General features: G+C 67.7%; 22 protein-coding genes and 5 pseudogenes. 9 read left to right on the top strand and 18 right to left on the bottom strand.

Translation table 11 applies throughout. The features are described 5' to 3' along the window. Window positions 1–61 precede the first annotated feature (61 nt). The 4 genes from ACFYOY_RS45295 to ACFYOY_RS45280 all read left to right on the top strand — a co-directional run bounded on the left by ACFYOY_RS45295 (window position 62) and on the right by ACFYOY_RS45280 (window position 4,497). Window positions 62–2,455 carry a xanthine dehydrogenase family protein molybdopterin-binding subunit gene (locus ACFYOY_RS45295; protein WP_330816195.1) on the top strand — a complete coding sequence of 798 codons (2,394 nt, stop codon included), beginning with the start codon at window positions 62–64 and terminating at the stop codon, window positions 2,453–2,455. Then, window positions 2,452–3,324 (top strand): FAD binding domain-containing protein, encoded by an 873-nt coding sequence (locus ACFYOY_RS45290; RefSeq protein WP_388593760.1) that lies wholly within the window; start codon window positions 2,452–2,454, stop codon window positions 3,322–3,324. The genes ACFYOY_RS45295 and ACFYOY_RS45290 overlap by 4 nt, the downstream gene beginning before the upstream one ends. After that, the gene (locus ACFYOY_RS45285) at window positions 3,314–3,799 is read left to right on the top strand and encodes a (2Fe-2S)-binding protein (RefSeq protein WP_330816197.1); all 486 of its coding nucleotides are present in this window, start codon (window positions 3,314–3,316) and stop codon (window positions 3,797–3,799) included. The genes ACFYOY_RS45290 and ACFYOY_RS45285 overlap by 11 nt, the downstream gene beginning before the upstream one ends. A 62-nt stretch (window positions 3,800–3,861) precedes the next feature. Continuing rightward, window positions 3,862–4,497, top strand: coding sequence for an SRPBCC family protein (locus tag ACFYOY_RS45280; protein ID WP_330816198.1), 636 nt, complete (start codon window positions 3,862–3,864; stop codon window positions 4,495–4,497). Here the strand turns inward: ACFYOY_RS45280 and ACFYOY_RS45275 are convergent. From ACFYOY_RS45275 to ACFYOY_RS45240, 8 genes and pseudogenes are all read right to left on the bottom strand, one after another. Then, entirely contained in the window at window positions 4,481–5,161 is a 681-nt protein-coding gene (locus ACFYOY_RS45275; RefSeq protein ID WP_330816199.1) for a GntR family transcriptional regulator, read from the bottom strand. The two genes, ACFYOY_RS45280 and ACFYOY_RS45275, sit on opposite strands and share 17 nt — an antisense overlap. Window positions 5,162–5,252: 91 nt before the next feature. Beyond that, window positions 5,253–5,927: a GntR family transcriptional regulator gene (locus tag ACFYOY_RS45270; protein ID WP_330816201.1), complete on the bottom strand. Its 675-nt coding sequence runs from the start codon at window positions 5,925–5,927 to the stop codon at window positions 5,253–5,255. Between the two features lie 121 nt (window positions 5,928–6,048). Further along, window positions 6,049–7,162, bottom strand: a pseudogene (locus tag ACFYOY_RS45265) (XdhC family protein). A gap of 458 nt (window positions 7,163–7,620) precedes the next feature. Further along, a complete protein-coding gene (locus tag ACFYOY_RS45260) occupies window positions 7,621–7,827 on the bottom strand; it encodes a hypothetical protein (protein WP_330816202.1) in 207 nt (68 codons plus the stop codon). An 83-nt stretch (window positions 7,828–7,910) separates the two neighbouring features. After that, on the bottom strand, window positions 7,911–8,081 hold the full coding sequence (locus ACFYOY_RS45255; protein ID WP_351905332.1) for a hypothetical protein: 171 nt from the start codon (window positions 8,079–8,081) through the stop codon (window positions 7,911–7,913). 708 nt (window positions 8,082–8,789) lie between these two features. Further along, window positions 8,790–9,827, bottom strand: coding sequence for an alpha/beta hydrolase (locus ACFYOY_RS45250; protein WP_351905335.1), 1,038 nt, complete (start codon window positions 9,825–9,827; stop codon window positions 8,790–8,792). Between the two features lie 90 nt (window positions 9,828–9,917). Continuing rightward, window positions 9,918–10,364, bottom strand: a complete 447-nt coding sequence (locus ACFYOY_RS45245) for a nuclear transport factor 2 family protein (RefSeq protein WP_330816204.1) — start codon at window positions 10,362–10,364, stop codon at window positions 9,918–9,920. A gap of 273 nt (window positions 10,365–10,637) precedes the next feature. Then, the gene (locus ACFYOY_RS45240; RefSeq protein ID WP_330816205.1) at window positions 10,638–11,402 is read right to left on the bottom strand and encodes an SDR family oxidoreductase; all 765 of its coding nucleotides are present in this window, start codon (window positions 11,400–11,402) and stop codon (window positions 10,638–10,640) included. A 638-nt stretch (window positions 11,403–12,040) separates the two neighbouring features. On the opposite strand from ACFYOY_RS45240, the gene ACFYOY_RS45235 reads away from it, so the two are divergent. Continuing rightward, a complete protein-coding gene (locus ACFYOY_RS45235; protein WP_330816206.1) occupies window positions 12,041–12,673 on the top strand; it encodes a TetR/AcrR family transcriptional regulator in 633 nt (210 codons plus the stop codon). A gap of 59 nt (window positions 12,674–12,732) precedes the next feature. On the opposite strand, the gene ACFYOY_RS45230 is transcribed toward ACFYOY_RS45235, so the two are convergent. The 3 genes from ACFYOY_RS45230 to ACFYOY_RS45220 all read right to left on the bottom strand — a co-directional run bounded on the left by ACFYOY_RS45230 (window position 12,733) and on the right by ACFYOY_RS45220 (window position 14,563). Beyond that, window positions 12,733–12,939: a hypothetical protein gene (locus ACFYOY_RS45230; protein ID WP_388593753.1), complete on the bottom strand. Its 207-nt coding sequence runs from the start codon at window positions 12,937–12,939 to the stop codon at window positions 12,733–12,735. A gap of 454 nt (window positions 12,940–13,393) precedes the next feature. Further along, on the bottom strand, window positions 13,394–13,519 hold the full coding sequence (locus ACFYOY_RS45225) for a hypothetical protein (protein WP_388593772.1): 126 nt from the start codon (window positions 13,517–13,519) through the stop codon (window positions 13,394–13,396). A gap of 126 nt (window positions 13,520–13,645) precedes the next feature. Next, window positions 13,646–14,563 (bottom strand): AraC family transcriptional regulator, encoded by a 918-nt coding sequence (locus tag ACFYOY_RS45220; protein WP_388593750.1) that lies wholly within the window; start codon window positions 14,561–14,563, stop codon window positions 13,646–13,648. Between the two features lie 98 nt (window positions 14,564–14,661). Here ACFYOY_RS45220 and ACFYOY_RS45215 point away from each other — a divergent pair, with 98 nt between their 5' ends. Together ACFYOY_RS45215 and ACFYOY_RS45210 are read left to right on the top strand one after the other, a co-directional pair. After that, a complete protein-coding gene (locus ACFYOY_RS45215; protein WP_330816208.1) occupies window positions 14,662–15,651 on the top strand; it encodes an SDR family NAD(P)-dependent oxidoreductase in 990 nt (329 codons plus the stop codon). Window positions 15,652–16,189: 538 nt separating this feature from the next. Further along, a pseudogene (locus ACFYOY_RS45210) lies at window positions 16,190–16,690 on the top strand (IS5 family transposase); the annotation flags it as partial. Window positions 16,691–16,792: 102 nt separating this feature from the next. Here ACFYOY_RS45210 and ACFYOY_RS45205 read toward each other — a convergent pair. Beyond that, window positions 16,793–17,056, bottom strand: coding sequence for an integrase core domain-containing protein (locus tag ACFYOY_RS45205; protein ID WP_388593769.1), 264 nt, complete (start codon window positions 17,054–17,056; stop codon window positions 16,793–16,795). Between the two features lie 177 nt (window positions 17,057–17,233). Here ACFYOY_RS45205 and ACFYOY_RS45200 point away from each other — a divergent pair, with 177 nt between their 5' ends. After that, complete coding sequence (locus tag ACFYOY_RS45200; RefSeq protein WP_388593774.1) at window positions 17,234–17,884, top strand: hypothetical protein; 651 nt, start codon at window positions 17,234–17,236, stop codon at window positions 17,882–17,884. A gap of 576 nt (window positions 17,885–18,460) precedes the next feature. Here the strand turns inward: ACFYOY_RS45200 and ACFYOY_RS45195 are convergent. Together ACFYOY_RS45195 and ACFYOY_RS45190 are read right to left on the bottom strand one after the other, a co-directional pair. Beyond that, window positions 18,461–19,561, bottom strand: a complete 1,101-nt coding sequence (locus ACFYOY_RS45195; protein WP_388593746.1) for an integrase core domain-containing protein — start codon at window positions 19,559–19,561, stop codon at window positions 18,461–18,463. Between the two features lie 129 nt (window positions 19,562–19,690). Further along, a pseudogene (locus ACFYOY_RS45190) lies at window positions 19,691–20,191 on the bottom strand (integrase); the annotation flags it as partial. A 119-nt stretch (window positions 20,192–20,310) separates the two neighbouring features. Between ACFYOY_RS45190 and ACFYOY_RS45185 the strand changes: the two are divergent. Next, window positions 20,311–20,538 (top strand): annotated as a pseudogene (locus ACFYOY_RS45185) (integrase); the annotation flags it as partial. On the opposite strand, the pseudogene ACFYOY_RS45180 reads toward ACFYOY_RS45185, so the two are convergent. From ACFYOY_RS45180 to ACFYOY_RS45165, 4 genes and pseudogenes are all read right to left on the bottom strand, one after another. Beyond that, window positions 20,526–21,625 (bottom strand): annotated as a pseudogene (locus tag ACFYOY_RS45180) (integrase core domain-containing protein). The pseudogenes ACFYOY_RS45185 and ACFYOY_RS45180 overlap by 13 nt on opposite strands. Window positions 21,626–22,039: 414 nt before the next feature. Continuing rightward, complete coding sequence (locus ACFYOY_RS45175) at window positions 22,040–23,728, bottom strand: alpha/beta hydrolase (RefSeq protein ID WP_388593743.1); 1,689 nt, start codon at window positions 23,726–23,728, stop codon at window positions 22,040–22,042. Between the two features lie 149 nt (window positions 23,729–23,877). Beyond that, window positions 23,878–25,134, bottom strand: a complete 1,257-nt coding sequence (locus tag ACFYOY_RS45170; RefSeq protein ID WP_388593741.1) for a sensor histidine kinase — start codon at window positions 25,132–25,134, stop codon at window positions 23,878–23,880. After that, the gene (locus ACFYOY_RS45165) at window positions 25,131–25,784 is read right to left on the bottom strand and encodes a response regulator transcription factor (protein WP_388593738.1); all 654 of its coding nucleotides are present in this window, start codon (window positions 25,782–25,784) and stop codon (window positions 25,131–25,133) included. Before ACFYOY_RS45165 ends, ACFYOY_RS45170 begins: the two co-directional genes overlap by 4 nt. Between the last annotated feature and the right edge of the window lie 111 nt (window positions 25,785–25,895).

Raw genomic sequence — 25,895 nt, 5'->3', positions numbered from 1 at the left:
AGCCGACCGCACCCCGGTGCCTCTTCCGGCTCCGGACGGAGCACTGCCCAGGAGGCGATGGATGAGAGACAGCAGTCCCGCACGACGCCACGGGATCGGCGCACGCACTCCACGCCGCGAGGACGACCGGCATCTCGCGGGCCGCGGGCGCTTCGTGGCGGACATGAAGCTCCCGGGCTTGCGGGAGGCCGCCTTTGTCCGGAGCCAGGTGCCGCACGGCCGCATCCGCGCCATCTCTGTGCCCGACGACGTCGAGCCCGGCTCGGTGTGGACGGCTGAGGATCTCGTGCCGCTTGCCGAGCCGCTGACCGCGACCTCGACCCTGAAGGGTTTTCGCGCGGCACCGCTGCCCAACCTCGCCACCGACAAGGTGCGTTACGTCGGCGAACCGATCGCCATCGCGATAGCCGCCACCCGCGCGGAGGCCGAAGACCTGGCCGGCCGGATCACGGTGGACATCGAACCGCTGCCCGCCGCCGTGGGCTTCGCCGACGCGCTGGCCCCGCAGGCGCCGCTGGTGCACGACGACTGGCCGGACAACGTGTACGCCACGACCGGGGGCGAAGTGGGCGACGTCGACCGTGCGGCCGAGAAGGCCGCCGTCACCGTGACCCGCGAATTCACCATGAATCGGCAGGCCGTCGTACCGCTGGAGACACGCGGTGTGATGGCGCATCGCGACCAGGCCACCGGACAGCTGGTCGTCCACTCCTCCACCCAGACCCCGCACATGATCCGGGACATGATCGCGATCCTCCTTCACCTGGAGGCGAGACAGGTGCGGCTGATTGCCCCCGACATGGGCGGCGGCTTCGGCGCCAAGTGCTCCGTGTACCCGGAGGAGGTCGCCCTCGCCGCGGTCGCGGCGCGCCTGCCGTACCCGATCCGCTGGATCGAGGACCGCTGGGAGGCGATGGTCTCCTCCACTCAGGCGCGCGATCACCACTACCGGATCACGGCCCATGCCGCGGCCGACGGCACCCTGCTCTCCGTCGACGCGGACATCCTGGTCAACGCCGGCGCGTACTCGGTGCACCCGTGGACGGCGACGATGGACGCCACCATGTCGGCCGCGATGATCCCCGGCCCCTACCGGCTGCGCGACTACCGGTACCGCACGCGCAGCGTGGCCACCAACAAGACGCCACTCGGGCCGTACCGCGGCGTGGCGCGGCCCGGCGCCTGCCTGGCGATCGAGCGCACCATCGACGAGCTCGCGCACGCGCTCGGCATCGAGCCGCACGAGATGCGCATCCGCAACATGGTGCGGCCCGAGGACATGCCGTACACCTCTGTCTCCAACAAGGTCTACGACAGCGGGGACTACCCGGAGGCGGTGCGCCGCGTTGCGCAGCTCATCGGCCACGACACCTGGCGCAAGCAGCAGCGCGCCGTGCCGGACGACGCCCGCTACCGGATCGGCATCGGGTACGGCTCGTTTACCGAGCAGACCGCGCACGGCTGCATCGAGTGGGCCTCGCGCGGGCTCGCCATCACCATCGGCACCGAAGGCGCCCGCCTGGAGATGGACTCCTCCGGGAGCCTCACCCTCAGCGTCGGCATCAAGAGCCACGGACAGGGCTCGGAGACGACCCTGGCACAGGTGGTTAGCCAGGTCTTCGACGTCGAACCCGCACAGGTCACCGTCGTGCACGGGGACACCGCCCTCACTCCGCGCGGCGACGGCACCTTCGCCTCCCGCTCGATGGTGATGTCCGGCGGCGCCACCCACGGCGCGTCGCAGGCACTGGCCGCCAAGGTGCTCCGGATCGGCGGCGTCCTGCTGGGCGAGGACGTCGAGACGCTCCGGCTCGAAGGCGGAGCGGTCGTCGGCGCCAAGGGCTCGGTCGGCTTCCGTGAGCTGGCCAAGGAGTTCCTGTTCACACCGGACCACGTGCCTGGCATCGAAGCCGGCCTCGAGGTCTCCTACTACTATCGGCCGGACGTGCAGACCGGCGCGTTCACCTACGCCACCCACGCCGCCGCGGTCCGCGTGGACCTGGACACGGGGGAGGTGAAACTCCTCGACTTCGCGATCGTCGAGGACTGCGGCACCGTGGTGAACCCGCTGATTGTGGACGGCCAGATCATCGGCGGCATCGCCCAGGGCATCGGTACGGCGCTGCTCGAGGAGCTCGTCTACGACCACGACGGCCAACCCAAGTCCACATCGTTCCTGGACTATCTGCTGCCCGGGGCGACCGAGATACCCATGATCAAGATCGGTCACATGGAGACTCCCTCACCCCACACCGTGTTCGGCATGAAGGGCGCAGGCGAAGGCGGAGCCATCGCCCCGCCCGCGGCCATTGCCAACGCGGTCACCGACGCCCTGCGCGCCTTCGGCGCCGAGGCCAACGAGACGCCGATGACGCCCGCGCGCGTATGGACGGCTCTGCAGCAGGCCAGGGAAACCGCCGCGACCGGCGCCGCCATGGCGGGAGCCGACCAGTGAAACCAGCCCCCTTCGAGTACCACCGGCCCGGCACCAGTGCCGAGGCGGCCGACCTGCTGCACCGGCTCGGCGATGACGTCAAGGTGATCGCCGGCGGCCAGAGCCTGCTGCCGATCATGAACATGCGGCTGGCCGAGCCCGCGCACTTGGTCGACGTCTCCGCCCTGCCCGAACTACGCCGCACCGTCACCACCGCCGAAGGCGCGACGTACGGCGCCGCGACGACGCACATGATGTTCGAGCACGAGCTGGTGCCCGATGTCACGAACGGCCTGCTCAGCCATGCCGCCGCAGGCATCGGCTACCGGACGATCCGCAACCGGGGCACGGTCGGCGGAAGCCTCGCCCACAGCGACTCCTCGGCCGAATGGCCCACCGTGATGTCGGCACTCGGCGCCACCGTGCACGCCGTCTCCGTGCGCGGCGAACGCCGCATCCCCGTCCCCGAGTTCCTCCTCGGCTTCTTCAGCACGGCGTTGGACGCCGACGAGCTGATCTCGGCGGTGACCGTGCCCCGCGTCGCCGCTGGAACCCGGTGGGGCATGTACAAGATGGCGCGCAAGCCCGGGGAGTTCGCCGAGTCACTCGCCGTCGTCCAGCTGCGCGACACCGAGGGCGACGGTCCCGCCGCCGCGGTGTGGCTCGGCGCCGCCCGGGATGTTCCGGTCCGCCTGGAGCGCGTCGAAGAGGCCATCGCGAACGCACCGGCCAGCGGACTCTCCCCGGCAGACCTGACCGACCCGCTCGCCGCCGACATCGCGGCAGACACCACTACAGCGTCGCCGCACGCCGGCCACGCGCTGCAACTGCACGCCGTCACGGTGCACCGGGCCCTGGCGGCGGCGGAGAGGGCACCTCATGCCGCATGACCCGACCATCGAACTCAAGATCAACCACCGGACCAGCAAGGTGACGTTCCCTGCCCGGACCACCCTTGCCGACCTGCTGCGCGACCAACTCGACCTGACCGGCACCCACCTGGGCTGCGAGCAGGGCGTCTGCGGGGCGTGCACCGTCCTCGTCGACGACCTGCCAGTCCGCGCCTGCCTGACTCTGGCCGCTGCGTGCGAAGGCGCCGAGGTCGTCACGGTGGAGGCCCTGGACGGGCCCGACGCGGATGTGCTGCGCGCGAACTTCGCGCGGGAGGGCGCCCTCCAGTGCGGCTTCTGCACTCCGGGGATGCTCCTCACCGGCTGCGACCTCGTCCGTCGGCGCGAGCACCTGACCTGCGAGGAGGTGCAGGTCGCCATGGCCGGGAACATCTGCCGCTGCACCGGCTACAACGGCATCGTCCGCGCCATCGAGAAGACCATCGACGAGCGGATCGCCGCCGAGGACGGGTGAACTCGTGCCGCCCCTGCGGCGACACCCTCGAACGATCAACCCAGAGAAACATGGAGTACGACATGGAGTTCACCAACGAGTTCATCGTGCCGACACCACCGGACGAAGCCTGGAAGCTGCTGACGGACGTACCGCGCGTCGCACCGTGCCTGCCCGGCGCGGCCGTGACACCCCAGGACGACGGCACCTATGCCGGGACGGTCACCGTCAAGGTCGGCCCGATCAAGGTCAGCTACTCGGGCACAGCCGCTTTCACCGAGCGCGACGCGACCGCACGCCGGATGGTTCTTGACGCCGGTGGGCAGGAGCGCAGCGGCAAGGGTTCGGCCAAGGCCCTGGTCACCGTGGTCCTGACCGGTGAAGGGCCGGACAAGACGCGGGTCGTGGTCGACACCGACCTGCAGATCACCGGAAAAGTAGCCCAGTTCGGCCGTAGCGCGATGGCTGACGTCGGGGCGCGGGTGATCGGACAGTTCGCCGCCAACCTGGAGACGATGATCGGTGCTTCCTCGGACGGGGGCGCCACGGTGTCAGCGGACGCGGGGAACGGCCTAGCGGGAGCCCCTCGCACAGCCTCGGCGGACTCCGAGCTGAACGCCGTGGCCCTGGTGGCCCCGATGGTGCGGCGCAGCGCGCCCGTCGCTGGCGCGTTCGCCGCCGGCGCTCTGATCATCTGGCTGTTCAGCCGCCGTCGTTGACCGTCTCGGGGTCCTGCGCTTGCAGCGCGGCGTTCTCCGCCGCCCGGATATGCACCTTCATGATCATTTCAGCGAGGGGTGCGTCCCCGGAGCGCAGGGCCTCCACGAGCTCGCGGTGGTGCTCCACGCTGCGTTCGAGATCGCGTTGGGAGTAACGCAGGAACGTATGCCGTACGAGGGACAACCCGAGCACCCCGTTGAGCAGCGTGACGAGGCTGTCGCTCGCGGTCGACTCCAGGACCAGAGCGTGGAACTCGTTGTTGAGCTCGGCCGCACGCTGCCGGGCGTCCGGGCGGCCGCCGTGGATGACGCTGAGATACTCCGCGACATTGGCCTCCAGGCGGTCCAGGGCCTCCTCGGTGATGTGCTGCGCCGCGACCGAGGCGACGTAGCCTTCGACGACCGCGCGCAGGCCGTAGATCTCGGAGATCTTGCCGCGGTCCCAGGCCACCACCTGTGCGCCACGGTTCGCCTCGAAACGCACCAATCCTTCGGAGGCGAGCCGCCGCAACGCCTCGCGGACCGGTGTTCGGCTGATGCCGATCGACGCTGCGAGGGACTCCTCCCGGAGCCACGCGCCCGGCTCGAGATCACCCGACGCCATCCGATCGGCGATCGCCGCGTACGCGCGCTGGGCGGCAGACCCCCGGCGTCCCTCTGCCATGGTCACTCCTCGCTGGATCGTGGCACCGCCCGGTGAGGGCACGGTGCCGACGCGGAACAGGAGCCCGTGAATGCGATGATCACCCTGGCTTTCACGGGTTGACCGCCACTCCGCGGGCTTCGAGGGAGCGAAGCGCACTGCTCAGGCTCGCCTCCAGGTGGCGCCCCAGCACGGCCGCAGCCGCGTCCGGATCTCCGTCGCGGATCGTCTCGACGAGGTCGGCGTGCTCCCGTGCGGACTCATCGAACCGCTTGGGGTCGGGCGAGCTGCTCAGGACATAACGCTCGCAGGTGTACCAGAGCATCCGCAGGTGTCGCGGCAGCACCCCGTTCCCGGCGGCCCCGAAGAGTGCGAAGTGGAACTCGCGGTGCGCGAACAGCCGTTCCTTGGACGCTTCCGGGACCTGGCGTTCCGCCAGCCGCCGCATCTCCTGCAGCCAGTGGTCCATGGTCCGCGCGACTTCTTCGTGCCCGGCCATGGCCGCGCGCCGAGCGGCGATGGGCTCGATCGCCTGGAGGATCTCGAAGGAGTCTTGGAGGTCCTCCACCCGCAGGTCACGGACGACCGTTCCCCGGCGCGGCAGGTTGTCCACCAGGGACTCGGCCTCCAGCTGGCGTACGGCCTCCCGCAAGGGGACTCGGCTGACACCCAGTTCCTCCGCCAGCTGGTACACGGGCACCTTCTGGCCAGGCTTCAGCGCGCCGAGCACAATGCGCGTACGGATCTCCTCCGTCACGAAGTCGGTGATCGTACCGGGGGTCTGCACGCCTCCCTGACCTGCGGTAGGTCTCACCTGCCCAGCCATGCTGTTCCACACTCCCTCAGCCTACAGTTTTCTTTCTGCTGTGCGACGGATCTGCCTGACGGGAGGCGGTGCCGGGTGTGTGTCACGCATCCGCAGCTGTGGGTGCTGTGGTGGCGCGGCAGGAGATCTCGTCCACGACCGGCGAAGGGGCACGGTGGATCGGAGCCGACCTGTCGGTGAGGCACGTGCCAGTGCCTCCGTGGTGCTGCGCGATGATCTCGGCCGCCATGGAGACGGCTGTTTCCTGTGGGCTCCCACCGCCGAGGTCGAGGCCGATCGGGGAGGAGACGCGGCCCAACCGCGTGGCGGCGATGCCTCGTTTCCGCAGCCGCTGGTCCCGGTCCTGGTGGGTACGGCGACTGCCCATGGCCCCGACGTAGCCGGCGAGGGCGCGCAGGGCGACTTCCAAAGCCGGGACGTCGAACTTGGGGTCGTGCGTCAGGACGCAGATCACCGTACGGGCGTCGATCTCGTCCGCGATGCCTCAAGGAAGCGGTGAGGCCAGTCCGTCACGACCTCGTCGGCCTCGGGGAAGCGGGCTTCGGTGGCGAACACCGGGCGCGCGTCGCCGACGGTGACGCGCTAGCCCAGGAACTGGCGATCTGGGCGACGGAACGGGCGAAGTCGACCGCGCCGAAAACCAGCATCCGGGGTGCGGGCCCGTAGGACTCGACGAACACGCTCACCGGGAGCGCGTCCGGTCCGGTCGGGTAGATCATCTCGGTCCGGTCCTCGGCGAGGAGGGCGCGGGCCGCGGCGGCGGTTGCGGCGTCCGGCTCCACGTCTCCCAGGGCTCCGGTGTGTGGGCTCGGGCTCACGACGAGCCGGGCACGCCCGGCGCCGGCGGCGCCCTCGACGAGGGCCGCCACCGCTCGAGGGGAACCGCCTTCGATGTCGGCGAGCACCTGGTCGAGGCCGGGAACCAGTCGGCGTCGACCGGGCGCACGAAGATGTCCAGCACGCCGCCGCAGGTCAGACCAACCGCGAAGGTGTCTTCATCACTGACACCGAAGCGTTCGAGGGCTGGTTCACCGCAGGCGAGCACTTCCTTCGCGAGGTCGTACACGGCTCCCCTCTACGCAGCCGCCCGAGAGGCTTCCGGCCGCCTCGCCGGTCTCTGCGACGGCCAGGGTGGCTCCGGCCGGCTGCGGCGAGGAATCCCACGTGCCCACCACGGTGGCCAGCGCGAAGCGCACACCCGCCGCGTACCAGGACTGCGCCCAGCCCCATGACTTGCCGCATCAGAGATCTCGCCTTCTGCTCGACTGCCTGGACGCTCAGGTTGGCCGAGCTCACGGCGCTCCTCCATGACCGCGAATAGTATACAAATCTGGAGATGGCTGCGCCCGCCGTAGCGGTGGGAAATCACGTCGATGGCAGTCAAATGGCTTTATAGACGGGGAACGTCGAGTGAAAAGAGAAGAGGAGTTGGCTCGATCGACGACCTAAGCGTCAAAATTGTATGCAACACAACGGGCTGCATGGCTCTCGGTCGAGTGGCGGATCTGTTGGCTCTACTCGCAGCTCTGCGTGGGGGTGTCGTCGCCTCGTCGATCCGATGGCGGGGCCAGAAGCGAGCGGGGTCGTCGGTGGCAATGGCGTGCCAGATCGAGCTGACGGGTACCCAGGATGGGCAGGGGCGGTGCGACGGTGGTCAGTCCCAGGGCATCGGCATACGCGATGGCCGCATGGGTGGGACGCCGGTCATGATCCGGTTGTCGAAGAAGTAGTCTGGGATCGCGTTCCAGTTCATCTTGCCCTGGGCGGACGCGTAGATGATCACGATGAAGATCGCGATCGCGATGATGGCGGAGACGTATCTCCCGTAATGCTGGACCGGAATGGCCCGGATGGGCTCCACGCCGGCCGGGTATCCTCCGGCCTCGCGGTCTTCTCGATGTCAGTCATGGGCGTCGCCTCTCAGTGCCCGCTGGGGATGTGCGGTCACCTGCCGCCGTTGAGGGCGGACTCCTTGACGGCGGCATTCCGGGCGCCCCACTTCTCGAGGATCTTCTCGTACTCGCCGCGCTTGATGACGGCGTTCATCGCGGCCTGCAGCACGTCCCGCAGTTGGGTGTCGCTGATGGCCGATGCGGCACCCGTTCGAGCCCACACGCGGCACCGGCGGCACGAGAGACCCGGGCAACGAGCACAGGAAGGCCCATGACGCCCCGCTATTCCGCCCGGCACTGCGCGCACGCCGCCGATGTGTCCCTGGCCATCTAGGCCGCACTGCTCGAAGCTCGTACAACGCCTGCTTTGCGAGGCCCTGGACACGGTCGACGCGCGCATCGCGGCCGTCTCCGCTTCACTGCGGCGGCTCCGGCACGCGGCGGCCGAGCCCGACGCTTCCGAGCGGGAGGAGCACCCCCTGTCCGGCCGGACCTGACCGACCCGTTGCGCGCACAACCGAACAGTGGCAAAGTGTGTGGGCTGCGGTGTTGGACGCTGTGCGGCCCGTCGGCAGGCGACCGTGGCGTCGTGCGCTGCTGCCTTTGATGCGCACGGTACCTGTCCGGACGTTCAGGCGGAGTGACGACGCCGGTGAGCTGGGCAGGGACACGGACACGGCTCGAAGGGTCGAGGACGAGAGCAACAGCGATCGTCGGCACCCTCAGCCCTGACCAGCTCAGCTCGAGATTCCGGGCCCGCATCACCACATCCCGTGGGGCCTTCCGCGCCCGCGACAACCGACAAACGACCCGCCCGCTCGTCCTCATCACGTCCCGGCCGTGCCCGTAACACCATCGCCCAGCACCCGCCCCCAGCACCTTCAGCTACCGCGCCACCAGGACATTTACGCAACGGACGAGGAATCCAGCATTAGGCTGTCAGCCTACCGATCCAAGTGCCGGCCTCGGCGATTGCGGCCTGGCCAGTTTGAAGATGTGGATGAAACCAAGGGAAAATGTGGATCATCTGCGCCCAGACCCGGAGGGTTACGTCGGATCCGGCGTGCGCTGCTTCACGGGCCAGAGCCAGGGTGTCGCCGAGCAGTACTTCGTCGGTCCCGACGTGCAGCAGCAGCGGTGGGAAGTTCGTGAAATCGCCGAAGACAGGAGATGCCAGTGGGGACCGAGGGTCTGCGCCGTTGAGGTACATGCGGGCAAGGTCGTGTAGCGAGGTGCGGCTGAGCATGGGGTCATGCGGCCCGCGGATGTCGTAGGACGGGTTGGTCTGGGTCAGGTCGGCCCAGGGGCTCATCGCATACACACCGGCAGGTGCGGGCAGCCCGGCGAGGACTGCCTGCTGAGCTACTGCGATCGCCAAGCCTCCGCCTGCGGAGTCGCCGGCCACGACAATCTTGTCTGCGGGAAACCCCGTTTCCAAGAGGCCCCGGTAGGCAGCCGCGGCATCCTCGACAGCTGCCGGGAACGGGTCCTCGGGCGCCCTGCGGTATTGGGGCACGTACCCGGTGGCATTCGATGCAATGGCCAGGTGAGCTGCGAGTGCTGCGTGGTCTGCGGGATCTCCGCTTGAGTAGCCGCCCGAGTGGAAGAGGAGGAGTGCCCGAGAATCCGAGGCGCCGCCGGAGCGGATGCGCACGGCGGGGATTCCCCCGACCTTTAGGGTGGTGCTTTCGGTGTCGGCAGGCAGCGGTACGGATGCTCCGTATTGGTACTGCGCCAGGCGAGCCTGCGCCACGGGCGGGTTGAAGGACGGATCGACGGACTGCGCAAGGTAGGTGCGCAGTTCGCTGATCTCGCTTTCTACGGTTGACGTCATGTTTTTTCTCTGCAGGTGATTTGCATGCTTTGTTGTCGTCTGTTTGCTTGACGAGTCGGGAGGTCGGCAACGCCTGGTGTGTTTGTTGCAGGGGAGTCGACTGGGATCGAGGCTGACGAACATGATGTCGGTCATGGCGGCGGAGGGGAGGGGGAGCGCTCCGTTCCGCCGTCCGTATCCGGGATACGGACGGCGACTCGAAGTTTCCGCTTCGGGGGTGTGGGCTCAGGTGGCAGAGCTCCACAGGGTGGTGGCCCTCCGCTCGGCAAAACCCCACCGTCCGTCGCGATACGCGAAGTGGTCGAGGTACCTGCCGCTGAGAACGGCTTCCCGGGGGGTTCCGGGCACGGTCCTGTATAGGGTCCAGTAGGCATGGCCAACTGCGGTGGCGGCTGCTTCGTCGACAGAGATCATGATGTTGGTGAGCTCGTGTGTGGTCGCGGACCGGCCGTCTGCGCGTACCTCGATGATGCCGCGAGCCAGTTCCTCGATCTCCGTGCGGCCGCGTGCCGCCGTCCCGTCCAGGGTGAAGACTGCGTCGGCGAAGAGGTCGCCCAGGCCTGAGATGTCGTAGTCGTCGTTTCGATATGCGTAGGCGGACATGAGGTTAGAGATCTCGCACTCGCTGGCGGCGAAGCGCTGCTGTTCGGGGGAAGAAGACATGGTCGTCATTTCTGCGAGGTGGAGTCACCGATCCGTCATGGGAGGGCGCTGCACATTCGGTGTGTGACCCTGTGTCAGTCACTGGACTGTTTGTTCAAGAGCAGACTGGTCCCCGGGTCCCTGGCGGCTGTGCGGCGCTCGGTGAGAGGTGCGGCTGAAGTGCCGCGGGATGAGGACGCGCGGACGTGTGATGGGTGAGCGGCTGAGAGTGCTGAGGCCTGAGTCGGTCGGGGACTTCCGGTCGGCGCAGCGGGCGTAAGCCACCTGTGGCCGGAGCGTCCGTTACGCCGCTGTTCGCGTGACGCCGAGCAATCCGCCGCCGGTAGCGTCGATGACCTGGCCGTTGACCCACCGAGCGTCGTCCGAGGCGAGAAATGCGATGATGTCGCCTATGTCCTCCGGCTGGCCCACCCGGCTCATCGTGTTCTGGGATGCGGCCCATGCCTTCGCCGCAGGGTCGGCGAACCAGTCACTCATGTCGGTGTCGGTGAAACCCGGAGCGACGGCGTTGACGGTGATGTGGCGGTTGCCGAGGTCCCATGCCACTGTTCGGGTCAGGGTGCTGATGGCGCCCTTCGTCAGCGCGTACATGGTGGCCATCGGACTAGCGAGGTAGGCGGCTGCCGACGACAGGTTGATGATCCGTCCACCGTCGCGCAGGCGCAGCAGGCCATGCTGGATGATGAACAAGGGTGCCTTCACGTTGACCGCGAAGAGCTGGTCGAAGTCCTCTTCGACCACTTCAGTCACACTGCCGTAGACGACCATGCCCGCGTTGTTCACCAGAATGTCCACACCGTCCGCGTGCCTGTCGAAGGCTTCCCATAGAGTCTGTGCGGCACGCGGCGCAGCCAGATCCGCGTGCAGGGCGAATGCCTCTCCGCCCTCTGCCCGGATCGATTCCACGACTTCGTGGGCAGCCTGCTCGTTCCTCCCGTAGTGCACACCTACCCGTGCCCCGTCCCGTGCCAGCCGCTGGGCGGTGTACCGGCCGATCCCTCGGCTGGCGCCGGTCACGAGTGCTGTCTTGCCGATGAGTCCAGTCATGTGTGCCTCTTAGCCGTGGTCACCTCATGCGACAGCGGTCGCTGTAACAAGATACGACAGTGAACGCTGTCGTGTGGTCTGTCAAGCGCCGAGTCGGCGACAGCCCTCGCCGTGTAGCAACCGAGCACCAGTCGGCGAGCTCGCTCGGTCGTAAACGGTTCGTCCGGCCGGTCGTCCACCGGCTCGCTCGCTGCGCCCTGCGGTGATCGTCCGCGCGATCCGCACTGGCGAGGGTGTGATCATCCGCTGAATGAAAGTCGTCAGCGGCACCCTTGAGGCGGAGCCGAACGACTTGCGGTCCGGTTCGGGGTGAAGGCCCCTTTGGCGTCGTCCGACCGGCAGTGGCTCAATACGGGCCGGTTGTGCCGCGTCCTGACCGGCTGTCGCTGTCGCAGGCTACCGCCTCGGACTTGACGCAGCCGCGGCTGCGACCGGACGTCGGCAACTGGGTCGATCGGGCCTTGTGGCGCACTTCCTGGATCGAATCAAACGCCAGTGCCTGACGGGTCCAGCTTGTATGGGCTAGATCGCCACCACTCTCGCTTCTGCGGCACTGGGCACTCTCGCAGGACATGACAGTGGGTGCTGTCGTAAGGTGTGTAAAGTGAGTGTCGAGCGGGCGAAGAGGGGCGGAAACGGTGCGCAAGTGGGATTCGGGCAACCCCAAGGCCGGCTTGATGGAGCGCAAGCGCAATGCAATCATTGGCGCCGCGCTGACGGATTTCCTTCAGGACGGATACGCCGGGAGCTCGGTCAACAAGATCGCCGCAGAGGCAGGCGTATCCATCAAGACGCTCTACCGTCATTTCGAGAGCAAGGACGACCTCTTCGTCGCCGTGATCCAGACGGCATGCACGACCACAGCCGAGTCAGAGGACCCTCAATGGTTCACTCTTCCACCCCCCGAAGGGTTGACCCAGGCGGGCGCCGAGCACTTGTCCTTCATCCTTGAACCGGATCAGCTAGCCCTCTACCGTGTGGTGACCCGCGATGCCCAGCGCTTTCCGCAACTGGGGCAGCGCTACCAGGAGAAGGTCGTCGGCGAGCGACTGAACCAGGTCGTCCGCTATATCGACCTTTGGCCTGGCACCCTGCGGACGAAGATCAGTGACACCCGTAGGGCTGCCTGCACCTTCTCCGCTCTCTTGCACGGTGACCTTCTGGAAACCGCCCTTCATACAGGATGTGTCCCGAACCCGGCAGACCTGCGCGAACACGCCGGTTTCGCCGCCACGAGTCTGCTCACCCTGCTCGACGCACACTTGATCTGAAAGCCGCGAGTGGTCCGCAGGTCCCCTTCGGCCGACAGCACGCCATAAAGGCTGACGTGTCATCCAGTAACGCTACTTTTGTCTCCGCGGTCGAACAGGCCAAGATCTCGCTCTACTTCAGCGTTCCCGTCGTTGGGGCCGACTTGCTGACGGGCCGCCGACAGGCGTCTGTCGAAGGTGATGTCGAAAGCGTTCAGCGCGGTCTTCCAGCGCATGGTCCGGCGGGCCCGGCCCTTGCCGGTGGGACCGAGGGACATGATCGCCATGTAGATGCATTGCAGGGCGGCTTGTTCGTTGGGGAAGTGGCCGCAGGCTTTGACCGCCCGGCGGATTCGGGCGTTTACCGACTCGATCCCGTTCGTCGTGCGGACGATGCGACGGGTCTCGGTGTCGCACCGCAGGAAGGGCGTGCATTCCCCTCAGGCGTTTTCCCGCAGCTTCACGAGCGCCGGATACTTCCGTCCTCAGACCTCGGCAAACCCGGCGAACCGCTCCAGGGTGCTTCGGTGGCGACGCTGTAACGGGCCTTGAGGAGACGCGCGATCTTGTCACGGTCCTGGCGGGCGGCATGGCGGAAGATGTGTACCGCCAGTGCTTGGCACCCTCTCCGCCATCATCGGCCCACAGCCCCAGGATCTCCCGCCGTCCCTCGGCTGTGACGGTCAGGGCCATATATAGATCGGCCAACTCTGCCATTCAGCCATGCTGTCCAGGGCCTTGTCAATGATGGTGGAGATCGTCTGCCGGGAGACGTCGGCGCCACAGACCTCCCAGGTGGGCCTGCACCTCGCCGGTGGTCAGGCCCTTCGCGGCCAGCGAGATGACCATCTCGTCGACGCCGGTCAGGCGCTTCTGCCGCTTTTTGACGATCTCCGGCTCGAAAGAGCCATCGCGGTCGCGGGCACGATCATCTCCGCCGGTGTGATGGACGTATCGGCGCGGTCATGGGCCGCAGCTCCCGATTCCACCGGTTCAGGATGCCTGTGTCGCCTTGCGGTAGTCCCTGGGTGAGATGCCGTTGACCCGCTTGAAGGCCGTACTCAGCGCGCTTTCGGAGCCGTAGCCGACCGTGCGGGCGATGGCGGATACCGTATCGGTTCCTTGCCGCAGGTGGCGTGAGGCGAGTTCCACCCGCCACCGGTTCAGGTAGTCGAGCGGCCCGCGGCCGACCGTGGTCTTGAAACGTGCGGCGAGCGTCGACCGCGACACGGCACAGGCCTGCGCGAGCTCGGCGACCGTCCACGGGTGCTCCGGTCGGCTGTGCAAGGAGGTCAGCGCCGCCGCCACCACCGGATCTCCGAGGCCTGCGAGCCAGCCGGAAACAGCCTCCGGATCCCGCGCGAGGTGCAGACGCAGGACGTGTACGAGCATCACGACCGCCAGGTGCTCGGCCACCAGCATGGATCCCATGAGCCCGTCCCGCAGTTCACGGTCGATATGGGCGAGCGCCCATTGCAGGGTCTCGGCCTGAGGCGTTCCGGCAGGTATGTGTATTAAGGGAGGCAGGCCTTCGAGCAGCAGTGTGTGCGCCCGGTCGCTGAACGAGAAACGGCCGCCCACGAGGAGGACGTCGTCCTCCCCGTCGCCCGTGCGCGCGACCCCGCCCACGGGCGACGCGAAGACGCGGTCGGCGTCGACGGCCACGGCTTGCGGGTCGCTGCGAAGGGTGAAGTGTCGCGGCTGGGTCAGCAGATAGCAGTCTCCCTCCTCCAAGGCGAGCGGGCCGCCCATGCCCTCGACCTCGATGAGGCAGTGACCGCGCCGGACGGCGTTGAACTTCACATCGGACGGCGCGTCGAACCGGATGGCCCACCGGCCTCCCGCGACCAGGCTCGAGGAGAGGTGACTCCTTGTGTCGAGCAGGGTCAGAACATCCTCTAGGGGATCCATCCGGGACTCCTTCTGGAGGTTCGAGCAAGTTTCTTGGACTTTTGCTTATAGAGCGTCCACGTTTACGACTGTAGCGTCAAGGAATACCGAAGGCCCCCATGAAAAGGTTCCACATGTACGACGATCACGACCGCGTGACCACCCCCTTCCACTCGCATGCCACCGCCGCGGAGGTCATCCACGGCGTGGACCTCACCGGACGCCGGGCCCTCGTGACCGGCGGAGCCTCCGGGATCGGTGTCGAGACGGTCCGCGCCCTGGCCGGCGCCGGAGCGGAGGTTACGATCGCCACGCGCAATCCCGCCTCCGCCGCCGACTTCGTCCGTGACCTCACGGCCGCTCACGGCTCCGGATCGGTCCGGGTGGCGGCGCTGGACCTGGCAGACCTTCTGTCGGTCGACGCCTTCGCACGCACCTGGCAGGGCCCGCTCGACATCCTCGTCGCCAATGCAGGGATCATGGCCGTCCCGGAGCGCACGGTCAGCGCCCAGGGCTGGGAGCTACAGCTCGCAACCAACCACCTCGGGCACTTCGCGCTGGCCACAGCGCTGCACGGCAGTCTGCGCCAGGCCGACTCGGCCCGCATCGTCATCGTCAGCTCCGGGGCCCATCTGACAGCAGCGTTCGACTTCGACGACCCCCAGTTCGAACGGCGCCCCTACGATCGCTGGACGGCGTACGGCCAGTCGAAGACGGCGGACGTCCTGCTCGCGGTCGGGGCCCGCCGCTGGGCTACAGATGGGATCGCTGCCAACGCGGTCAACCCGGGATGGATCAACACGAACCTGCAGCGCCACATCGACGACGCCACCATGCGGGCCCTCGGCGCCATCGACGAAGAGGGAAACATCATCCCGCAGCCCTACTACAAGGAGCCCACCCAGGGGGCTTCGACATCGGTGCTGCTCGCTGCGTCCCCACTGGTGAGCGGTATCACCGGACGCTACTTTGAGGACAACCAGGAGGCGCGCCCTGTCCAGGGCGCCGAGGAACAGCCCGGCGGGGTCGCCGCCCACGCGCTCGACCATGAGGCCGCCGACCGTCTCTGGGACTACGCCACCGCCACGGTCACCGCGGTCCTCCGCTGAACGCACGCCCCGAAGCTGCAACTCGGTGAGTGCCCTCTCCCCGCGGCCACGGGGAGAAACGGGCCGGGCCCTGTGGCGCTGACTCCGTCTTCACCACCTTCTGTACCTACTTCGAGTATGAGTCCCGACGACGGCAGTACGTCGGCCGCGGCAGGCACATGCGCTCGCAGGGGCCAGTGAGCCTCTTCCAACCTGACTAGTGTTGATGCGCCGGAAATTGGGAGCTTAAGTGGCTGTTGTCGTTTCGATGTTGAGGGGTGCGCGTCGAACGCGAGTCTCGATCGGGTGATCGTCGCTGGCCGCGGGCATGAAGACAGGGCCTCTTGGTAGCTCGGGGTTGCGAAGCCAACCGAGATCCAGGAGACCCTGTTGCCGCAGTTCTACGTCCTCGCGCCGGTGGAGTTCAACTCGGCGTCTCCGTCGTGTGATTGTGTCGCCCACCGGTTCGGAAACGCAGCCGATCACCCGGAACGTGTTCGGCGGTATCCGTCGGACATGACGGAACGCGGAATGGGAGACGGTCCGGCCGCTGCTGCCGGTGCCGGCCTGGCTGCGCGGCCGGGGCGGGCAGCCGGAGGCGTACTGCCACCGCGTGATGCTGGACGCGATCCGTTACCTCGTGGACAACGGAATTAAATGGCGCGGTGTGCCGGTCGACTTTCCGCCGTGGGACCGGGTGTATGCGTTCTTCCGCCGCTGGCGCGACCACGGCCTGGTCAAGGAGTTCCACGACCGGCTGCGCAGGCAGGTCCGCGAAACGCTGGGCCGCGACGCGGCACCGACGGCCGGTGTGATCGACTCGCAGTCGGTCAAAGCGGACGCCGTCGTCGGTGCCGACAGCCGCGGCTTCGACGGCGGCAAACTCATCAACGGCCGTAAGCGGCACGTCGTGGTCGACACGCTCGGCCTGCTGCTGGGCGTCATGGTCACCGCCGCGGACACCGGTGACCGCACCGCCGCCCACGTGCTGCTCGGGCAGGTCGCCGACGTGCACCACCGGCTGGAACTGGTCTGGGCCGACGGCGGCTACACCGGCGGCCTCGTCGCCTACTGCCTGGCCGCGTTCGCGCTGGTCCTGGCGATCGTGAAACGCAGCGACGACATGCGCGGCTTCGTTGTGGGTGCCGGAATCTGTGTCACCCTATGCGACCTGCGAGTACTCGTAGATAAGGCCGCCGAGTCGGTCGCGTCGACGAATGCGAGTGTTGTCCCTGGCGATGGGCGGCTCGGGGCTGGTGAGTTGGTCTGGTGGCCGCTGTCCGAGGGATCGGTGCGGCCGGTGTCTGTTGTAATGCTTCGCGTACTCGCCGATGACGAGACGCAGGTGGCGTTCTCCGGTGATCAGGATGCGGTCGGTGGCCTCGCGTCGGCATGATCCGATCCAGCGCTCGGCGATGGCCTTCATCCGTGGCACAGCGGGCAGGGTAGGTATCACGCGTATGCCGGCCGCCTGGAAGACGGCGTCGAAGCTGGCGGTGAAGTAAGCGCCGCGGTCCCGGATGAGGAATCTGATCGACTCTGCGCGGTCACCGAGGTCCATGAGGTAGTTCCGTGCTTGCTGGGTGATCCAGGGGCCGGTCGGGTGCCGGGTGATGCCGGCGATGTGCACGTGTCGGGTGCCGTGGTCGATGAAGAACAGCACGAACCAGCGCCGCAGGAAGACCGTGTCGATGTGGAAGAGGTCGGTGGCCACGATGGCGGAGGCCTGGGCTTTGAGGAAGACGGGCCAGGACTGGTTGGTGCGCTGGGGTGCGGGGTCGATCCCGGCCTTCTGCAAGATCTCCCAGACGGTCGAGGCGCCGACTTTGCGTCCCAGGCCGAGCAGTTCGCCGTGGATCCGTCGATATCCCCACCCCGGGTTCTCCCGTGCGAGGCGCAGGACCAGCTGCCGCAGTGCTTCCGGCTTCGGTGGTCGGCCTGGACGGCGGTGTGGATAGGTCCACTTCCGGGCGACGAGGCGTGCGTGCCAGCGCAGGACCGACCGTGGAGTGACCAGCAACGCCAGTCGTGCACGCTGGTGCTTGTTCACCATCCGGAGCAGCGCTGCCATGACAGCCCGATCGCTCCAGGAAAGTTGAGGTCGTGGCTGGATGCGTTGCACCACAGCGAGTTGATGTCGGAGCATCAAGATCTCGACGTCTTTCGCCGCACTCGACCGGGCCAGCAGCGCAAGCCATCGGAAGAGCTGACACGCGAGCTGATAGATCAGACGTATCGCCACGACCCAGCATGATGCCGCACAGCACCCGCCAGCCTCCTGCGCTCTGGCAGATCCGAACCGCAGGTCACCTCGGGTGACACGGTTTCCGGCACCCACAGGGTTGGCCCATTCGGAGTTGGATGTCAGCGCATTGCGCAGACTGCGATCACTTTCGGTCATCAAGTACGTTGTGGGCGTCAACCTGGCAGGCGTCGATACGCTCCCAGATAATGTAAAGATTGAAGCCCTGGAGTCGCGAGAATGATGCATGCTGCGCACCGCAGGTACTCACTCCGGCTGCCTGCCAGTCCCCTGCCTTCGTCAAGCATCTGGCCAGCCCGCATCGGCCGAAGGGGTGTCCGGCCCGGGCAGCGTACTCATACAGAGTCTCGGCTTCCTGAAGGTGTCCAGACTCCTGTCGCTGTCCCGCCAGCCAACTCAGCGCATCTCGGCTCCGGGCCTGAGGGCCTGTACGTGCAGTGCTCAGATGTCCGCGGCTGCGTCTCCGCCGGAGACGGCGTCACGTATGACTCGGCCACCGGCGAGATCAGCGCAGACATCGCCGTAGCCTGCGGACTGTGCCCTTGCCGGAAACCTTATCCGTGCAGGTCAGGCTGCATGTTGGTATTCGTGGAGGATGCCGCCGAGGCGATCGTGTCGGCGTATGGCGAGGTGGGCTAACGTGTCCGGATCGTCGATCGGTGGGGGGGGAGGGGGGTGCAGCGGTCTGGCGTTGGCGATGCCCTGGTGTGGTCGGTGTCTGTTGTAGATCTGCTCGAACTCCCGCAGGGTGTGGAGGAGGTGTCGCTGGTTCCAGATCAACGTCCGGTCCAGGAGCTCGCGGCGACAGGTCTGTATCCACCTTTCCATGATCGAGTTCATCCTTGGCATCTGGATGCCGCTGAGCACGACTTCGATTCCCGCGTCCTTGAGGACGGCATCGAACAGTTCGGGGAACTTCCCGTCCTGGTCCCGGATCATGAACCGTGCCCGGCAGCCGAGGTCTTCGAGGTCCATGACGAGGTTCTTCGCCGCTTGGGCTACCCAGGAAGCGGTGGGATGCGTGGTGGCGCCCAGGACGCGGATCCGGGGAGTGCCGTGTTCGATCACCACGAGCACGTATATCCGTACGCCCGACAGGGTGACTGTTTCCATGAAGTCGCAGGCCAGAAGCGCCTCAGCCTGAGAACGCAGAAAACTGGCCCAGGTACTGGAGTTCCGCTCGGGTGCTGGGTCGATGCCGGCCTCCTTCAGGATTTCCCAGACGGTGGACGCACCCACCCTCACCCCCAGCACGAGCAACTCGCCGTGCAGGCGCCTGTACCCCCAGCTCGGGTTCTCCTTCGCCAGCCGCAGCACCAGGATGCGGATCGAGCGCACGGTACGCGGTCGTCCCGGGCGTTTGGGCTGGCAAGAGACGGCATGGCGGCGTGCGACGAGGTCGCGGTGCCAACGCAGCACCGTGTCGGGGCGTACGAGCAGCCGTAACTGTCGCAGGACGTGCATCGGCAGCCGGTGCAACAGCGCCGACAGGAACGCCCGATCGCTCGGCGTGAACCGGATCTTGCCCTTGCCAAGTTGGCGTTCCAGCACGGCGATCTGGTGACGCAGGGCGAGGATCTCCGCGTCCTTGTCCCGATCGGCCATCGGCAGCAGCCGCAGCATCGCGAACGCGTTCGTCACACCCAGGTAAGCCAGTCGCAGCAGCACGATCGATCATCATGACGCGCTGACGGCAGCTGCGCGAGAGTGTCAGCTCGAGCGACCGCGGCCAAGACTTGGGGAAACACGAAGAACTGCCCTCGCCAGGGTGGATGAGATTTCCGGCAAGCGCACGGTCCAGGTGGTGCTCTGGCGTTCGGGGGCGGGTGGGATGCCGTGTTCGCGGAGGATCTCCCAGACGGTGGAGGCGGCGACCTTGATCCCCAGGGCTGCGAGTTCGCCGTGGATCCGGCGATATCCCCACGTGGCATTCTCCCTGGCCAGGTGCAGGGCCAGGGCGCGGATCGACTGAACGGTGGGTGGGCGTCCACGTCGCCTGGGTACGCAGGTTGCGGCATGGCGCCGCCTGAGTAGCTCGCGATGCCAGCGCAACACCGTCTCGGGGCGGACCAGCAGCAGAAGGTGCCGCAGTCTGTCTTTGGCAAGTGGTGGAGCAGGTCGGCGAGGATGGCACGGTCGCTGTCGGTGAAAGGTCGGCTTGCCGACCTGACGCTGCAGGAGCTGCAGTTGGTGCCGGAGAACGAGGATCTCGGTGTCCTTGTCTTTGTCGCTCATCGGGAGGAGGTGTAGGACCGCCAGGGCGTTGGTCGCGGCGAGGTAGGCCAGGCGCAGCAGCACGACAGATCATGATGCCGCCGAGGCCTGTGCGGTGAAGCACTTGGGGCGAATGACAAGGAGAGCCGAAGATCCGTGATCAGGCTTCCGACCTGTGTGGATGATTTACCGGCACCCGCAGTGTCACTGCCCACCCGACCGGCGCATGGGTCGTCCAACTCGCCCGCAACTTGCTCATGGACCTCGAGGAGAGGGCTGGGTGCTTCCGGTTCCTCATCCGTTACCGGGACAGCAAGTTCACCGCCGCGTTCGACGCCGTCTTCGCCGGCAACGGCACAGCCGTCATCCCGACACCGCGGCAAAGCCCTGTGCTTGCCGATAACTTCATCCGTGCAGGTCATGCGGCATGCTGGTATTCGTGGAGGAGGCCGCCGAGGCGATCACGTCGTCGTATGTCGAGGCGGGCTAATGTGTCCGGGTCGTCGATCGGCGCAGGTAATGGGTGCAGTGGGCGGGCGTTGGCGATGCCCTGGTGTGGTCGGTGTGCGTTGTAGAACTGCTCGAACTCTCGTAGGGCGTGGAGCAGGTGCCGGTGGTTCCAGATCAAGGTGCGGTCCAGGAGTTCCCGTCGGCAGGTCTGCACCCACCGTTCCATGATCGAGTTCATTCTCGGCATCCGGACGCCGCTGAGCACGACCTCGATCCCCGCATCCGCCAGGACGGCATCGAACAGGGCGGGGAACTTCCCGTCCCGGTCCCTGATCATGTAACGCGCTCGGCATCCTACGTCCTCAAGGTCTATGGCGAGGTTCTTCGCGGCCTGTGCCACTCACGCTGAGGTCGGGTGCGCGGTGGCACCCAGCACCCGGATCCGTCGGCTGGCATGCTCGATGACGGCCAGCACGTACATCCGAGCCCCGGAATGGGGGACCGTTTCGAAGAAGTCATAGGCCAGCAGGGCATCGGCCTGGGAACGCAGAAAGTCCGCCCACGTGCTGGAGGACCGCTCGGGTGCCGGATCGACGCCGGCCTCCTGCAAGATCTCCCGGACGGTGGAAGCGGCCACCTTGACGCCCAGGACGAGCAGTTCACCGTGCAGGCGCCGATACCCCCAGCCGGGGTTCTCCCGCGCCAGGCGCAGCACCAGGGCCCGCACAGAGTGCACGGTCCGAGGCCGTCCCGAGCGCCTGGGCCGCGAGGCGGCAGCATGGCGGCGGGCGAGAAGGTCGCGATGCCGGCACAGCACCGTGTCCGGACGCACCAGCAGCCGCACTCCGCGGAGCACGTCCACGGGAAGCCGGTGCAGCAGCGCCGCCAGAAATGCCCGGTCGCTCGGCGTGAACCGCACCCGACCCTCTTGCCGAGTTGGCGCTCCAGCACCACGATCTGATGGCGCAAGGCGAGTATCTCGACAACCTTGTCTCGATCGCCCATCGGTAGCAGGCGCAGCATGGCGAACGCATTCGTCACGCCCCAGTAAGCCAGTCGCAGCAGCACAGTCGATCATCTTGCCGCCGCGAGCGCCAGCCTCGCGAGAGCACCCGCTCGGGCGACTCCGCCGGTCGACCTCCCGTACACCGCGCACACCACCTCCCACCAGGGCGGATGATATTTTCGGCAAGCGCAGAGCCATCGGAAGGTCTGGCATCCGAGCAGATAGATCAGACGTACCCGACCCAGCATCATGCCCTGCAGCGCTCGCCAATCTCCGGCGCTCCGATAGATCCGAACCCGCAGGTCACCTCAGGTGACAAAGTTTCCGGCACCCACAGGGCTCACATCCCACCGCTACCGCTGCGAGATGCAAGAGCGCGGGGCCCCATCCATACGGATGGGGCCCCGCGTGGTCTTCGCCGCCGGTTCTCGTCGCGGCAGGGCAGTGACCTGGGCCTTACGTCGGCCTGGAGACCATCATCGAGCCCGTGCGGGCCACGGCTTCATCGCGGGAGCCTGAGGGTGCTCCTTGAGGATCGACCGCGCCTGGGAGGTCAGGGACTTATCGGGCCCCCTGTCTTCGGCTCGTCCACCGCTGGAGTGGTCAGCGGGGATGTCCGGTCGCGCTGCCCCTTCGCACCAGCTGTTCTGGTCGGGGAGCTGCCCCTTGATGAGGTAGTCGTTGATCTTCTGGGTCGCGCACGTGTTGTTCTGGTACACGCCGTGGGTGCCGTCGTCGCGAATCGAGATGAGGCGGTGGCCGAGTTTGCGGGCCATGGCCGGGCCGCCCTCGTACTTCGTCGCGGCGTCGTACTCGTTCTGGACCACGAGTCCGGTCGGGTAGCCCTTGCGCTTGAGGTCCACCGGCTGCTCGGGCGGGGTGAACGAGCGGAAGGTGCACGCCGTGGGCGCGGCCGCCATCGCGCCCTCGCCATAGGGGTACTCCTCCCGGAACTGCCGCATCTTCTGGTAGTACGCCTTCAGATCGGCGGGCCAGTAACGCTCGCAGGTCACGGCGGTGTACGTCCCGTCCTCCTGCTCAGGCTCGTCGCGCTCGGAGGCCAGCAGCCGCATCGCTTCCGAGGCATCACGCGACACCTCCCCGGAGGACGGGAGTTGCTCACGGAAGTGGTTGACCAACTGCGCCAGGACATGCCACCTCGGGCGAGCCGCGCTCAAAAAGCCCAGGATCATGTCGAAGCGGGTCTGGTCCACGGGGCCCGCCTCCGGCACGTCGGGGTCCGGCAACGGGTGTTTGTCCAGCCCGCGTCCCACCTGGTCGATGGCGGCCCGCACCTCGGCGGCGGAGGTGCCGAGGTGGTAGGTGGTGTCGCGCCGGGCGATCCAGGCGGCCCAGGCGTCCACGTTCTGCCGCGCGGCGACGGATTGCTGCCAGGACGCCTCGTAGTAGGACCACTCTGGGTGCATCGAGGAGTCCAGGACGCTCCGGTCGAGTCGGCGGGGGAACAGGCTCCCGTACACCGCGCCCAGGTAGGTGCCGTAGGAGTAACCCAGGTAGTTGATCTTCTCCTCGCCGAGGGCCGCTCGCACGATGTCCATGTCCCGTGCCGTGTTGGCGGTGGTGATGTACGGGCGGAGGTCCCCGCCGGCCCGTCGGCAGCCTTCCTCGCTCTGCCGGGCGTACTTCTCGATGGCGGTCAGCTGGGCGTCGGTCGGGCGGCTGAAGAACGGCTTCGGGCCCGGAGGAAGGTCACACGACAGCCTGTCGGGGCGCGAGGTTCCCCGGGGGTCGACGCCTATCAGGTCGTAACTTTCGGCGAGTGCCGTCTTCTTGTGCATCGCGGGCTGAAGCCTCGCCTGTACGCCGGGCCCGCCTGGATTGAGGAAGAGGACGCCCCGCCGCTGGGCCGCGTTCTTCGCTTGTAGCCTGCTGAGGTTCACCGTGAGCGTGTCACCACCGGGACGCCGGTAGTCCTTGGGAACCTTGATGGCGGCGCAGTCCATGGGCCGCCATGCCTCGTTCCACCTGTCCACCTCCTCCTGCGGTGTTCCCTCCGGCAGCGGAGGTGCCACGCACTGAGCCCAGCGCACGTCCTGATGGTGGAACCGCGCGAGTCCGTTGGCCGAGTCCCGGACGGGGGCCGCGGAGGCCGCCGTCACCGCCGTTCCCAGTACCGCCGCGGTCGCGCTGAGCAGCGCGGTCACTTTGCGCCTCCGCGCCGCCCCCCGTATCCCCGCTCCCACCCGTATTGGTCTTTGTGTCACGATCATGTGCTCCCTTCGTCGGGGCTTCTCGGACCCGGATGGGCCGAGAACGCGCCACCATGACTATCGGGAGAGCGGTTTTGCCGCGGTTAACCGTGTGACCCGCGCGAAACCGGGCCGGGCCGGTCAGTGGGCGGTGACGGGGGAGGCGGCCGCCGCTGGGGCGGGTCGGGAAGACGCGGGGGAAGCTCCACACGGACGGTGAGACCGCCCCCGGGGTTGGGCCGGGCGGTGAGCTTCCCCTGGTGGGTCGCGGTGACCGCGCGGACCACCGACAGGCCGAGGCCCGATCCCCTGCGACGCCCGCCACCGCGCCGGAACGGCTCGAAGAGTGCGGGCAGTTCCCGCTCCTCGATGACCGGGCCGGTGTTGATCACCTCGACGCAGGCGTCGCCCCGCTCGGTCAGCCCTGTCCTGACGTGCACGGATCCGCCGCGCTCGTTGTGCCGCACAGCATTGGTGACCAGGTTCGCGGTGAGCTGGGTGAGCAGGGACTGGTCGCCCCGGACGGGAGCGGAGCGCAGCCGGGCGTCCACGGTCACCTCCGCCTCCCCGGCCTCCGCGAGCACGTCGGCGATCGCGGTCCGCGCTTGTTCGATCAGGTCGACGGGGACCGGAACGAGCACTCCGCTCTCGCCCTTCGCCAGGGCCAGCAGCGCGGCGATCAGGCGCTCGCTGCGCTGGGTGGCGTGCAGCGCCCGGCGGATGTCGGGCAACAGGTCCGGGGGCACCCGGCCTTGGGAGAGCGGGATCTCCAGTGCCGTGCGCTGAAGTGTCAGCGGGGTGCGCAGCTCGTGCGAGGCGTGCGCGGTGAACCGCCGCTGCTCGGCGAAGCTGCGCTCCAGCCGGTCGAGCATGGCGTCGAATGTGTCCGCCAGCTCCTTGACTTCGTCGTCGGGGCCGACCAGGGCGAGCCTGGCGTGCAGGTTCCGGTCGCCGATGTCGCGCGCGGTCGTGGTGACCCGGCCGATCCGGCGCAGCGCGCGCCGGGCCACCCACCAGCTCGCCAGCAGGGACAGGACGGCGACCACGGCGAGGAGCAGCAGTGATCGGGTGAGCAGCTCGTCCAGGACGTCCTGCTGGAACGTCGCGAACCTCTCCGAGCTGCTGGCCCGGTAAGCGCTGGCCGACTGTTCGGCGGGAAAGGCCGGAACGGTCGGAAGGGTGCCGGGGTACACAGCGGGCTCCGACTGGGTGGCCGTGACCGTCGGGCTGTTCTCGCCGAGGATTTCCCGGACGCTGACCAGGGTCAGGGCGAGGAGCGTGCCGCCGCCGACGACGAACACGGTGGCGTTGAGGAGGGCCAGCCGGGTCCGGATCGGCAGCCGGCCGAGGCGTGCGCTCACAGCCGGTACCCGAATCCGGGCACCGTCTCGATGACCGGCGGGTCGCCGAGCTTGCGGCGGAGCTGATGGACGGTGACCTTGACAGTGGTGCTCAACGGGTCGGTGTCGCAGTCCCAGACCATCTCCACCAGGTCGCGGGCGCGCAGCGGGGCGCCGTCGGCGGACATCAGCGCCTCCAGGACACCCAGCTCCTTGGGGGTCAGCCGCAGCAGGCGCCCGTCGCGTTCGGCGATCCGGCGGACGGTGTCCAGACGCAGGTCGTGCCGTTCCAGCACTGTCGGCGTGCCGCTGGGCCCGCGCCTGGCGAGTGCCCGCAGACGGGCGATCAGTTCCGCGTAGGAGAACGGTTTGGAGAGGTAGTCGTCGGCGCCCTGACCGAGGCCGTCGACGATGTCGGACAGCGACCCGGCCGCCGTGAGCATGAGGATCCTCGCCGGGTACCCGCTCGTGCCCAGCATCCGGCACAGGGTGTCCCCGTGGATGCCCGGCAGGTCCCGGTCCAGGACCAGCACGTCATAGTCGGCGGCTGCCGCCATCTCCATCGCCCGGCCGCCGTCCAGCGCGACGTCCGCGGCCATGCCCGCGGCGCGCAGCCCTTCGGCGATCATCCCGGCCAGCTCCTCCTCGTCCTCGATGACCAGCACGCGCATGGCAGCTCCCTCCTCCGCATGGTGAGCCGACTATGCCGAGCCCGGCGTTAAGCGGAGGTTAGCCGCACATCACCAGCGGCTAACCGGCGCGCCCATATACCTGATGTCCGA

Origin of the sequence: Streptomyces sp. NPDC007875 (assembly GCF_042868035.1) — a bacterium.
In the GTDB taxonomy this organism is placed as follows: Bacteria; Actinomycetota; Actinomycetes; order Streptomycetales; family Streptomycetaceae; genus Streptomyces; species Streptomyces antimycoticus.
The sequence above is the reverse complement of the archived record's forward strand: the minus strand, read 5'-3'. Positions and strand labels throughout refer to the sequence as shown.

Excerpts from the sequence above, each read along its gene's own strand:
- ACFYOY_RS45285 (WP_330816197.1), top strand. The coding sequence starts at position 3,314 with ATGCCGCATGACCCGACCATCGAACTCAAGATCAACCACCGGACCAGC.
- ACFYOY_RS45275 (WP_330816199.1), bottom strand. The coding sequence starts at position 5,161 with ATGGCAGAGGGACGCCGGGGGTCTGCCGCCCAGCGCGCGTACGCGGCG.
- ACFYOY_RS45215 (WP_330816208.1), top strand. The coding sequence starts at position 14,662 with ATGAAAAGGTTCCACATGTACGACGATCACGACCGCGTGACCACCCCC.
- ACFYOY_RS45205 (WP_388593769.1), bottom strand. The coding sequence starts at position 17,056 with ATGAAGGCCATCGCCGAGCGCTGGATCGGATCATGCCGACGCGAGGCC.
- ACFYOY_RS45295 (WP_330816195.1), top strand. The coding sequence starts at position 62 with ATGAGAGACAGCAGTCCCGCACGACGCCACGGGATCGGCGCACGCACT.
- ACFYOY_RS45250 (WP_351905335.1), bottom strand. The coding sequence starts at position 9,827 with ATGACCGACATCATGTTCGTCAGCCTCGATCCCAGTCGACTCCCCTGC.
- ACFYOY_RS45240 (WP_330816205.1), bottom strand. The coding sequence starts at position 11,402 with ATGACTGGACTCATCGGCAAGACAGCACTCGTGACCGGCGCCAGCCGA.
- ACFYOY_RS45165 (WP_388593738.1), bottom strand. The coding sequence starts at position 25,784 with ATGCGCGTGCTGGTCATCGAGGACGAGGAGGAGCTGGCCGGGATGATC.
- ACFYOY_RS45220 (WP_388593750.1), bottom strand. The coding sequence starts at position 14,563 with ATGGATCCCCTAGAGGATGTTCTGACCCTGCTCGACACAAGGAGTCAC.
- ACFYOY_RS45245 (WP_330816204.1), bottom strand. The coding sequence starts at position 10,364 with ATGACGACCATGTCTTCTTCCCCCGAACAGCAGCGCTTCGCCGCCAGC.
- ACFYOY_RS45230 (WP_388593753.1), bottom strand. The coding sequence starts at position 12,939 with ATGGCGATCATGTCCCTCGGTCCCACCGGCAAGGGCCGGGCCCGCCGG.
- ACFYOY_RS45280 (WP_330816198.1), top strand. The coding sequence starts at position 3,862 with ATGGAGTTCACCAACGAGTTCATCGTGCCGACACCACCGGACGAAGCC.